An 11,665-nucleotide genomic window follows, 5' to 3' on the forward strand; every position below is an offset into this window, starting at 1 on the left:
ACACAACCTTGGTGAGAGCCCCCCTCATCCGCCGCATGTCCGGAGCGCCTGCCTTTAGACTTCCAGCAGTGACACGCCATGGCCCGAGGGGCAAGATGGGCCGGGTTGTCAGCAAGGTGCAGTAGTTCAGGGAGGAAGCGTCGTCGTGAGCAGCAGGCCATCCCGAGGCGCTGCTCGCCTCGCAGCCATACTTGACGCCCTCCCGGACGGGCTGTTGCTCGTCAATTGCAACGGAACGGTCGTCAACGCCAACTCCATCGCCCTCGAAGCCTTTGAGACGCCGGGCACGGCGCTCGTCGGCCGGGGGTTGCTCGATCTGCTGCCGGAGTTCGACTCCCGGCTGATCCCGGGCTCGATGCGACGGCCCGAAGGCGCGGACGAGCAGGGCAGGACCAAACCGACGCGGATGCTCGCGCGGCGCACCGACGGCGCGGAGTTCCCCGTCGAGGTGACCAGCGCGAATCTGGAGGACGGCCGGGAGGCCTATGACTCCTACAGCGGCGGGTTCACCGGGGACGAGCTGCTGATGCTCGTCGTACGGGACCTGTCGGGTGCCGTCGACACCGAAGCCGAACTGGCGCGTTCGCAGCGGCAGACCGAGATGATTCTGCGCGCGGCGTCCGAGGGCGTCGTGGGGACCGACACCGACGGGCGCGTCGTGCTCGTCAACCCCTCCGTCGCGCAGATCCTCGGCTTCCGGGCGAGCGACCTCGGCGGCAAGGAATTGCACCCGCTGGTGCAGCACTCCCGCGCCGACGGTGAGCCCTTCCCGTACGACGAAAGCGCCCTCGCCGACACGCTCAGGTCCGGGCGCAAGCACCGGGTGCGCGGGCAGGTGCTGTGGGCGAAGGACGGCAGCCCGGTGCCGGTCGACCTGACCACGGCGCCGGTCCGGGACGGCGAACAGCTGGTCGGCGCGGTGCTGACCTTCGCCGACCGCCGCCCGTACGAGAAGCAGGCGAAGCAGCACGCCGCCGAACTCCGGGCCAAGGACGAGCGGAACGCCGCCGCCGAGACACGGCACACGGACGAGCTCGCCGCCCGGGACAAGCAGCACGCGGCCGAACTGGCGGCGCGGACGGAACAGTACGAGTCGCTCGAAGAGCGGCAGCAGCAGCTGACCGCGGTGCTCGGGGACGCCCTGCGCGGACCGCTGGAGGAGCTGCGGGCCGAGCTGGGCACGCTCGCCGCCGACCCGGCCGGCCAGCTGTGGCCCGAGGCCAACCAGATCCTGCACCACCTGGCCGCCGGTTACGCGCGGATGACCACGCTCGTCGACAGCGTGCTCGGCTTCCAGCGGCTCGCCGCGGGAACGGAGGAGCTGACCAGGACGAAGGTCATGGTCGACACCGTGGTGGCAGCGGGTGTGGAGGGTGCGGTCGAGCTGATCGGCCCCGGCCGGGTGCAGTTCGCGGTGCACGCGCCGCCCATAGAGGCCGAGGTCGACGGGGGGCGGCTGGCGACCGCTCTCGCGCATCTGATCGCCGATGTGGCCGGCGTCGACGCCACGGGCAAGGCGCGGGTCACACCGGGCGGCGCCTATGTGGACTCGACGATCGTGGTGGCCGCCGCGCAGCGCGGCAAGGTCGTACGGATCGAGGTGCGCGGGCCGTTCAGCGGCGGCGACCCGGTGCACGAACCGATCGTGCGCGGGATCGTCCGGGCGCACGACGGCGTGCTCCAGACCCATGAGGTGCCGGGGACGACCGGCAGTGCGTACGTTCTGGAGCTGCCTCTCGGGGGCGGTTCGGGGACGGTGGATCCGGCCGCCGCGGCGTCGGAGGCCGACGGTCCGGCGCCCGGCCCGACGAGCCAGCCGAACGCCACATCGGGCGGGGGGCGGCGCCGGGGCAGGCGCTCGTCCACCGATGCCTTCCTGGAGGGCTCCGGCGGCGACGGGGGCACGAGCCCGGGAGACGCCACGAGTGCCGGTGCGCCGGAGCCGCCCACAGGGCGCCGCAGGGCGCGCCGTGGGGAAGCCGGTCACGCCGGTCCTGGTGGGGCGCCGGTACCTGCACCTGTTTCTGGAGCTGTTCCCGGAGCCGGTCCTGGAGCCGGTCCTGGAGCCGTTTCTCCGGCTGTTCCTGCGCCAATTCCTGCTCAGTCGTCGGCTCCTGCTCCGGGGAGCGGCGCCGCGGGTGCGGGCGGTACGGACGGGTCTGGCATGGGTGCTTCCGGCGCGGGTGGCCGGGGGCAGGGTGTGGCCGGTACCGCGGGCGGACCAGCCGCAGGCCGCCCCGGTCCGGCGATTCCCGCGCAGGAGAACGGCGCCGGTGACGGCGGGTCGGGCCGGAGGCGCGGACGTACGGAGCCGGCCGGTGGGGCCGCGGGTTCCGGGGGCTCGGTACCGCCAGGAGGGCTGCCGTCAGAGGGCTCCGTGGTGACCTCCGCCGAGAACGCCCGGGCGAACGCTCCCGGTGCGGGGCACCCGCAGCGCGGGGCGACCGTGCCTCCGCAGGGTGTACCGGCGGATGCGCCGGTGCCCACCGGACGGCGCGCCCGGCGCGCGGAGGGCGTGCGCGAGATCGAGAGCGCTCGCCCCGCCCTGGGACCCGCGCCTGCCGCCCCGCAGCCGGGGGGCACAGCACCCGGCCAGCCGGGACAGACACAGACAGGCCTGGCTCAGCCGGGCCAGACAGGGCAGACACAGGCAGGGCAGACACCGCCTCCCGGCCGCCGGGCGCGCCGGGCTCTGGCAACCGCTTCGGCCTCGGCGGCCGCGGAGGCCGAGCGCCCGCGTACGCCGTTCGCGCTTCCCCCCGCGGACGCCGACCGGGGGCAGGGGCACGGGCAGGTACAGGGGCACGGGCAAGGACAGGGCCAGTCTCAAGCGGTGCCGGTGCCGTCCGACGGTTCGATCGGTTCGACGGGCGCGACGGGTTCGCTCGGTGCGATCGGTTCGATGCCGGGCCGCCAGGACGCCGTACGGACGGCCGGTCACCCCGGCACCGACCCGCTCGCGCCGCAGCACCATCCAGGGGCGGACGAGGAGCTGCCGAAGGACGGCACGCTGTATGCGTCGCCCGAGGGCTGGGCCGCCGTCACCGAGCGGGCGACAGCCGACGAGGCCGCGGCCCAGCCGCTGCCCGCCGAGGAGCCGATGCTCGCGGACGGCGCACAGGGACGTGCCATAAGCGTGCGAACGCTCGGCCAGGGCGTGCCGTTCGCCGAGCAGATCGCGGCACAGCAGAACCAGCCGCACTCGCTGGGTTCCGGCCGACGGCGCAAGCTCGCAGCCCCGCCGGAGGGCGAACGCCCCGAACCGGCGGCCCGGCCCCATCCGCAGACCGCCGGCGAGCAGGGCACACCGCAGCAGCCGAGCCATCACCTCTCGCAGGGCCACACGCCGCAGGGGGCGACAGAGCACGGGGCGAACCAGCAGGGCCAGATGTCCCCGTCGGCTCAAACGTCACAGCAGGCGCAGCTTCCTCAGCAAGCGCAGGCATCCCAGCAGGTCCCGCTTCCCCCGCAGGCTCAGGCCTCCCAGCAGGCTCAGCAGCGCCTCTCGCGCCAGTCGGAGGGCCGCTCGTACGCCATAGGCGCCCCCGACGAGGGGGCGGAGGGGCCCGAACCGCTGGACGGTCCCGGTGGCGCCGTGGAGGTGGCCAACCGGCCGCAGCCGCAGCCCGTCGACGACGAGTTGCCTCCCGAGCCGCTCGACAACCCGCGCCGGCTGCTCGTCTGGCCCGCGCCCGACGTCTCCACCCAGCAGGCCCTGAGCGACCGCGGCTACCGCCCGGTGATCGTGCACTCCCGGGAGGAGGTCGACGCCCAGATCGCCGCGTTCCCCGCAGCGCTCTTCGTCGACCCGCTGACCGGACCGATCACCCGTAAGGCGCTGCAGTCACTGCGCCAGGCGGCAGTGGCTGCCGAGGTGCCCGTCCTGGTGACGGCAGGGCTCGGGCAGGCGACACGGGAGGCGGCCTACGGGGCCGATCCGGCCGTCCTGTTGAAGGCGCTGGCCCCGCGCGACACCGAACAGCACCCGCCGCGCGTCCTGCTGATCGAGGAGCAGGAGGAGATCGCGCTCGCCCTGACGGAGACGCTGGAGCGGCGCGGGATGCAGGTGGCCCGGGCCGGCACGGACGCGGAGGCCGTCACGCTGGCCGCCCAGATGCGGCCGAACCTGGTGGTGATGGACCTGATGCAGGTACGCCGCCGACGCGCCGGGATCGTCGACTGGCTCCGCGCGAACGGGCAGCTCAACCGCACCCCGCTGGTGGTCTACACGTCGGCCGGGATGAATGCGTCCGAACTGTCCGGGCTCGCCTCGGGCGAGACCGTGCTGTTCCTGGCGGAACGCTCCACCAGCACCGAGGTACAGGGCCGGATCGTCGACCTGCTGGCGAAGATCGGCACCAACTGAAACGGAGCCGGCGCCAGCTCGCTCCGAGCCAGTTCGCTCCGGACCGGCTCGTTCTGGACCGGCTCGCTCCGGACCGGCCCTGCTCATGTGGGACCGGATCAGGGCCGGTCTGCCGCCGTCCCCGCCCCCTCCGGACGGAGCAGGTGCGGGAGCGGGTGCCGGGATCAGGGTTCAGGGATCAGAGCTGGGTCGTGTCCAACTCGCCGTCCGCGTACTGCCTCCTGAGCACCTTCTTGTCGAACTTCCCGACCGACGTCTTCGGCACGGACGGCACGATCGCCCACCGCTCGGGCAGCTGCCACTTGGCGAAGGACCGCGCGAGGAAGGCCCTGAGCTCCTCGTACCCGACGCTCTCGCCCTCCTTCAGCACGACCGTCGCGAGCGGCCGTTCGCCCCACTTCTCGTCCGGGACGGCAACCACCGCGGCCTCGGCGACCGCCGGATGCGCCATGATCGCGTTCTCCAGGTCGACACTCGAAATCCACTCCCCGCCGGACTTGATGACGTCCTTGGCGCGGTCGGTGAGCGTCAGGAAGCCGTCCTGGCTGATGACACCGACATCGCCGGTCTTCAGCCAGCCGTCGGCGCTGAACTTGTCGGCGGGCCGGAAGTTCTCGCCGCCCGCGCCGCCGTAGTACGCACCCGCGATCCAGGGCCCGCGCACCTCCAGCTCACCGGCCGACTCGCCGTCCCAGGGCAGGATGTCGCCGCCCGGACCGGCCAGACGCGCCTCGATGCCGACAGGAAAACGGCCCTGCGTGACGCGGTACGGCCACTCCTCCTCCGGGGTCAGCCCGGCGGGCGGGTTGGACGTCGTCCCCAGCGGCGAGGTCTCCGTCATGCCCCAGGCGTGGCAGAGCCGGACGCCCAGCTTGTCGTACGCCTCCATCAGCGCCGGCGGGCAGGCGGCGCCGCCGATGGTGACCCGCTTCATCGAGCTCAGATCCCGCGGATGGGCCGTCACCTCGGCCAGCAGCCCCTGCCAGATGGTGGGCACGGCCGCAGCGTGCGTCGGCTTCTCCTGCTCGATCATCTCGGCGAGCGGCGCGGGCTGCAGGAAACGGTCGGGCATGAGCATGTTGATGCCGGACATGAAGGTCGCGTGCGGCAGCCCCCAGGCATTGACGTGAAACTGCGGCACGACCACAAGTGTCGTGTCCTGATCCGTGAGCCCCATCGACTGGGCCGAGTTGACCTGCATGGAGTGCAGATAGACCGAACGGTGCGAGTAGACGACGCCCTTGGGCTCACCGGTGGTGCCCGAGGTGTAGCAGAGGGCGGCGGCCTGGCGTTCGTCGATTTCGGGCCAGTCGAACCGTGTCGGGCGGCCCGCGATCAGTTCCTCGTACTCGTGCACGGTCGCCGTGGCCCCGGCGAGCAGCGAGCGGTCCCCGGGGCCGCTCACCACCACGTGCTCGACGGTCGGCAGGTTCGGCAGCAGCGGTGCGAGCAGCGGCAGCAGGGAGCCGTTGACGATGATCACGCGGTCGGCCGCGTGGTTGACGATCCAGATCAGCTGCTCGGCGGGGAGCCGGATGTTGAGGGTGTGCAGAACGGCACCCATGGAGGGAACGGCGAAGTACGCCTCGACATGCTCGGCGTTGTTCCACATGAGCGTGCCCAAAACACTTCCCTCGATCAGTCCGAGTTCATCGCGTAGGGCATGGGCGAGCTGGCAGGCGCGGGCGCCGAGCTCGGCGAACGAACGGCGCTGCGGCGCGGCGGGGTCGCCGGTCCAGGTGGTGACTGTTGAGCTGCCGTGGACCCGTGTTCCGTGGTCCAGGATGCGGCTCACGGTCAAGGGAACGTCCTGCATCGTGCTCTGCACCGGATTACCTCCCGCTGGTGGCTGTCCGGCGATTGTGGAGCCATACCGTGCGGTATGTCTACTGGCCGGTATGCAGCGCGGCGGGCGCCCACGGGTCCGGTTCCCACCTGGGGTGAAACTCGAACGTCACGTTCTCGGCCCCGGGCCCGTTGCGGATGAGCGCGATACGCCGTAGCAATTTGCGGTAGACGCAGGGGCGATCCAGTCGACACCCCGCCGACGCCGTCGCCGCCCTCTCGGTGACCGGCTGCTCGTCCGACGACAAGAAGGACGACGCCAAACTGGCAGCGAGCAGCGCCCCCGCGGCTGACACCGGGGATCCCGCCGAAGCCGACCGGCGCCGACCGTGACGCCTACCTCAAGGTGGTCAAGGCCGTTGATCCTGCGCTCGTCACGGACGAGGACAAGGCCATCGGCGCCGGCCGCAACCAGTGCTCTTCCCTCAACGGTGGCGGGAAGGCCCCCGACCACTTCGCGGCCGAGCGGTTCAGGAATGACGCGCACCCCCTCACGGGCGCCCAGGGCAAAGCCCTGAACGCCGCGCTCCGCAAGACGCTCTGCCCGAAGTGACATTGCCTGCCGTTATGGATCTGTGATCCAATCAGGGCGACCCCGGCGTGCCCGAAAATAGCTGCTCAGCCAAACCGTTGCACTTCGGTGGCAACGGTTTGGCAACTGCGAACGAAGTCCCGCGCGGCCTCCGCTGTAACTGACTCCGGCCTGTGTGCTGCCTTATTGCGCAACAACCTCAACCGATCAAACACGTTAAGGGTTTCCGGCTGCAAGCCCAACGCCCTGAGACGCCTCGACAGGTCTTGTGAGTCATAGACACCCGATCTGCTTTGCGGCGCCTGACCGTGATCCTCAAGCGCGTTCACGCAAAACGCTTGCAGGATCGTCCAGGCAGTAATCACTGAACCCACAGGAGAAGCCTCAACCGTTCCCATCGCCTCGTGGAAGATCCCCCACCTACGCACACGCGGAACCTCAAGGACTGACTGCGGTTCACCCACGGTGGGCCCCTGCATAGGCTCGTCAGACGACAGCGGTGGAGATCGCATCCACGGCGCCGGTGACGGGTGCTCAGTCGGCGACTGGGACGGCAAAGGCCCGGATTGCGGCTGCTGGGGCGGCGGCTGCGGGGATTGCTGCTGCCGGGGTGGCGGAGGCTGTGGATACTCGTACCCGTATGGCGTCGGCCCGGGTCCCGGCGGCGTGAATAGCGGCGGCTCGGACATCAGATCATCAGGTGTGTTGGGCACGGCAAGGCTGTCGGCCTCATCCCGAACATCTCGGGCTTCAGCAGCAAACTCGAATGTGCCGGCTGGAGTCTCTAGCCGAATGAGGCGCTCGAACGCTCCCCTTATCTGTGTGCGGAGAACCCAGACCGCGCACAACGTGACCAGTGGCCACGCAAGGGATTCAAAGTACTTGAGCACTAGCTCTGCTATCTCCACTGCTCCATCTTTGTGTGATTCCCTCGGCGTACCTCGCTGAACGCACGAATCGTGACGTAGCCGAGACAGGCACGGCCCGGTAGGTGCGGCACCCAGCAAACCCACTGATCACCGCGGCGAGGAGGTGAATGTGACCAAGCCTCGACCCATCACCGACAAAGACCGGCGAGCCGTCCGCCGCCACGCCGCGGGCATGACCCGAAACGAGATCGCCCGCAAGCTGAAACGGTCCCCATCGACCGTTTCGAAGATCGCGAAGGACCAGGGCCTCACGTTCGACCGCGGCCCCGAAGTCATCGCCGCGACCGAGGCACGCCGCATCGACCTCGCCGCCCGCCGCGTAGACCTCGCCCACCGGCAACACGAGGACGCCGAGAAGCTCCGGGAGTAGCTGTTCGCGCCGTGCAAGATCGGCGCGTTCGGTGGCAAAGACAACGTGTGGACGCAGCAAGACCTCCCACAGCCCACCTTCGGCGATCAGCGCGCCATTGTCGCCGAGGTCGGACAGTCCATCAACAACAGTGTGAAGCTCGCCCCGCTTGAAGGCGGAGCGGACGCCGACGGCGTTGCAAGCATGCTCAGCAAATTGGGCACCGCATTGGGCGCAGCGTTCGCCGACGAGCCCGACGACGGGGCGCCGGGGGGGGAGGGGGGGGAGGGGACGCGTGCTTGACCTCGACGCACTACCCCTCTCCCGCAAGCAGCTGCGATCGATCGGCCGCGCGACCGCCCGTATCAATCTGTGGCATGGCGCTGTGCGGTCCGGCAAGACCATCGCGAGCCTGCTCGCGTTCGTGATCGCGGTCGCCGCCGCCGGGCCGTCCGGCTTGATCATCATTTGTGGCCGCAGCTTGCAGACCATCGAGCGGAACGTGTTCGAACCGCTCATGGATCAGGCGTTGTTCGGGCCTCTCGCTCAGCACATCCACCACACCAGAGGCGCGACCACGGCCACCATCCTTGGCCGTACCGTGCACCTGATCGGCGCGGCCGACACCCGCGCAAAGGGCCGCCTACGTGGCCTCACCGCGCAACTCGCTTACGTCGACGAGGCAACACTCCTGCCTGAAGGCTTCTGGACTAAGCTACTGGCCCGGCTATCCGTCACGGGCGCCCGCCTCTACACCACTACGAACCCCGACAGCCCGCGCCACTGGCTGAGGCCGCCTGCCTCGACCGCGCCGACAAACTCGACTTGCGGGCCTGGCATTTCAAGCTCGCCGATAACCCGTCCCTCGACCCCGACTACGTGGCCAGCCTCACCGCCGAGTACGTCGGACTGTGGCGAAAGCGCATGATCGCTGGTGCGTGGTGCGTCGCCGAGGGCGCCATCTACGCATGTGGAACGAGACCACGCACGTGGTCGCCGAGCTCCCCGCGATGCGCCGCCACTGGGTCGGCATCGACTACGGCACCTCGAACCCCATCGCGGCGTTGCTCCTGGGCCACGGTGTCGACGACCGGCTGTACGTGTGCGCCGAGTGGCGGCACGAGGGCCGTGCCACGCACCGCCAGATGACCGACGCCCGGTACTCCGCGGCTATACGCGGGTGGCTGTCCGAGCTCGGCTAGCCCCCGAGTGGGCGTCTATTGACCCGTCGGCCGCCTCGTTCTCCGTACAGATGTGGCAGGCCGGGCACGACGGATTGGCCAAAGCGACCAACGATGTCGGCGACGGCATCCGATCCGTATCGTCCGCGCTCGCCGCCGGCCGCCTGCTCGTCCACGAGTCATGCGAAGGGCTACTCTCCGAGATGCCCAGCTACGCATGGGACCGCAAGGCATCCGACGCGGGCCAGGACAGGCCGCTCAAGGTCGACTACCACAGCGTCGACGCGCTGCGCTACGTCGTGCACTCGACCGCGCATGAGTGGCGCCACCTGCTGACCCTCCCCGCTATACCGGAGAGGCCTCGCGCACCTTCCGGATCTCGTCTCTAAACTTCGACAACCTGTCGGACACTGCCTCTTGCAACCGGTCGTGGTTCCGTTCCCACCGACGAGGCACGACCACACGCTTCTCGCGAACAATGTTCGACGAGCAACATAAGGCGACCAGATTCGCGCTCACTGAGCAGGCGGCGTAATAGGCGCTCTCTGGACCGACCATCTGCACCGCATACTTGTATGGCCGCAGCTTTGATAGGGAGTCCCCATCAATTTCGAGATTGGCTCGGAGCATGTCAAGGTCGCGCGGGCTCCAGATCTTTCGGACGAGCTCCTCGGATAGTACCGCAGTGTTCTGCAGTTGAGCCGCGAGAGCCTCCGCGGAATTCAAAAAAGATGCGTAGGCAGAGAGTCTGTCCTCTCTCAAGGCACGTTCATCCGCGACGCGCGCATGAGTTGCCGCATCGTAGCGAACGCCCCCGTGTACAACCCCAGCTTGCACAACCATGCCCGCGACGTGCCCACCGCTCAACTCATTGTTCACTTCGCCCAGTTCACCCATGCGTCGGAAGATACGCGACGGGTCAAAAGATCACTATTGGAGGTCACATGACACTGCCTGAGAACGGCGCAGCGTGGCCGCCTCCGAGCATGGCTCACGCGTACCAGGAGATGCGCCGCGATGACGCGTGGTACGGAGGCAGCGAACGCCGTCTCCGCGCCATGTACGACCACGGCCAGGACCAGCAGCCACAAAGCGCACCGAGGCTTTTGGGGCCGCCAGGGGCCCGACCAGCACGCCGGGAAGCGGGAGCGGCGCCTACACGTGCCCCTGCCCAGCGATATCGCCTCGACGTCCGCCGATCTGCTGTTCGCGGACATGCCGACCATCACCGTCGAAGGCACGGGCACGCAGGCCCGCCTTGACGAGCTGATCGACGAGGGCCGCGCCCATCAGCTGTTCCTGTATGCAGCCGAGCAGGCATCGGCGCTCTCCGGTGTGTACCTCCGCGCAACGTGGGACAGGGAACTCGCGTCGCGCCCCCTGCCGACCGTCGTGCAGGCGGGCGCCGCCGTTCCAGAGTTCTCCATAGGCATGCTCCGCGCCGTCAGCTTCTGGCGTGACTTGTCCGGCGGCACGGACACGACGACGTATCGGCACATTGAGCGGCACGAGCCCGGCCGCATCATGCACGCCCTGTACGAGGGCGCCCCCGACAACATCGGCCGCCCGGTCCCGCTGACCGAGCACCCGGAGACAGCCGGCCTCGCCGACAGCTTCGACCAGGGGGGCGACGGACAGACGATCAGCACAGGTATCCCGCTGCTCACCGCGTCGTACGTCCCGAACATGCTCCCGAACCGGCTGCACCGCGGATCGCCCATGGGGCGCAGCGACTATGCCGCCCCGCTCTACGACATGTTCGAGTCGCTCGATGACACGTGGACGTCGTGGATGCGAGATCTACGTTTCGCCCGCGCGAGGCTGATCGTCCCAGACGGGTACCTCAGGAATGAGGGTCCCGGCAATGGCGCCAGCTTCGATGACGACCGCGAGGTATACAGCGCTCTGAAGATGCCCCCGAACGAGGGCGCCGATATCACCCTCTCGCAGTTCGACATCCGGGTAGAGGAGCACCAGCGCACGCACGAGAGCATCATTTGGCAGGCCGCACAGTCCGCCGGGTACTCCGCGCAGTCGTTCGGCCTCGACGGTGGCGGGCAGCCCATCACCACAACCGAATCGGACTCCCGCGATCAACGGAGCATGGTCACCAGGAAGAAGAAGACGGGCTACTGGCGCCACAGTGTCGCCGACATGGCGCATGTGCTGTTGCTGCTCGACGTCGCACAGTTCGGTTCCCGGATCATCCCGGAGCGGCCGGCCGTCGACTTCGGTGATGGCGTCGCCGAGTCACTCCAGTCGACCGCAACGTCATTGGAACTACTCAGCCGCGCAACCGCCGTGAGTACCGCGACCAAGGTCAAGATCCTGAACCCCAGTTGGGACGACACCGCGGTTCAGGCCGAGGCCGCCGCGATCCTCGCCGAGACCGGCGCGGCGGCCCCCGACCCTATTGGCACATTCCCCCTGAACCAGTGAGGATCTACGAGAGAGGCCCTTTCC

8 protein-coding genes are annotated in these 11,665 nt (G+C 69.3%); 7 read left to right on the forward strand and 1 reads right to left on the reverse strand.

Translation table 11 applies throughout. The annotated features are described in order from the left end of the window. The first annotated feature begins 145 nt into the window (after positions 1–145). The gene (locus OHB13_RS17965; RefSeq protein ID WP_328377783.1) at positions 146–4,366 is read left to right on the forward strand and encodes a PAS domain-containing protein; all 4,221 of its coding nucleotides are present in this window, start codon (positions 146–148) and stop codon (positions 4,364–4,366) included. A gap of 178 nt (positions 4,367–4,544) precedes the next feature. Here the strand turns inward: OHB13_RS17965 and OHB13_RS17970 are convergent, their stop codons facing one another. Then, positions 4,545–6,194, reverse strand: coding sequence for a long-chain fatty acid--CoA ligase (locus OHB13_RS17970; protein ID WP_328377784.1), 1,650 nt, complete (start codon positions 6,192–6,194; stop codon positions 4,545–4,547). Between the two features lie 363 nt (positions 6,195–6,557). On the opposite strand from OHB13_RS17970, the gene OHB13_RS17975 reads away from it, so the two are divergent. The 6 genes from OHB13_RS17975 (at position 6,558) to OHB13_RS18000 (ending at position 11,641) form a co-directional block, all read left to right on the forward strand. Next, a complete protein-coding gene (locus OHB13_RS17975) occupies positions 6,558–6,764 on the forward strand; it encodes a hypothetical protein (protein ID WP_328377785.1) in 207 nt (68 codons plus the stop codon). A 1,017-nt stretch (positions 6,765–7,781) separates the two neighbouring features. Next, complete coding sequence (locus OHB13_RS17980) at positions 7,782–8,042, forward strand: helix-turn-helix domain-containing protein (protein WP_328377786.1); 261 nt, start codon at positions 7,782–7,784, stop codon at positions 8,040–8,042. Positions 8,043–8,316: 274 nt separating this feature from the next. Next, the gene (locus OHB13_RS17985) at positions 8,317–8,949 is read left to right on the forward strand and encodes a terminase large subunit domain-containing protein (protein WP_328377787.1); all 633 of its coding nucleotides are present in this window, start codon (positions 8,317–8,319) and stop codon (positions 8,947–8,949) included. 40 nt (positions 8,950–8,989) lie between these two features. After that, on the forward strand, positions 8,990–9,223 hold the full coding sequence (locus tag OHB13_RS17990) for a hypothetical protein (protein WP_328377788.1): 234 nt from the start codon (positions 8,990–8,992) through the stop codon (positions 9,221–9,223). Between the two features lie 182 nt (positions 9,224–9,405). Beyond that, positions 9,406–9,591: a hypothetical protein gene (locus tag OHB13_RS17995; protein ID WP_328377789.1), complete on the forward strand. Its 186-nt coding sequence runs from the start codon at positions 9,406–9,408 to the stop codon at positions 9,589–9,591. Positions 9,592–10,363: 772 nt separating this feature from the next. After that, positions 10,364–11,641 (forward strand): phage capsid protein, encoded by a 1,278-nt coding sequence (locus tag OHB13_RS18000; RefSeq protein WP_328377790.1) that lies wholly within the window; start codon positions 10,364–10,366, stop codon positions 11,639–11,641. Positions 11,642–11,665: the final 24 nt, after the last annotated feature.

This window comes from Streptomyces sp. NBC_00440 (assembly GCF_036014215.1).
Lineage (GTDB): Bacteria > Actinomycetota > Actinomycetes > Streptomycetales > Streptomycetaceae > Streptomyces.

Coding starts and splice junctions, on each gene's coding strand:
- OHB13_RS17990 (WP_328377788.1), top strand. CDS start 8,990: ATGTGGAACGAGACCACGCACGTGGTCGCCGAGCTCCCCGCGATGCGC.
- OHB13_RS17995 (WP_328377789.1), top strand. CDS start 9,406: ATGCCCAGCTACGCATGGGACCGCAAGGCATCCGACGCGGGCCAGGAC.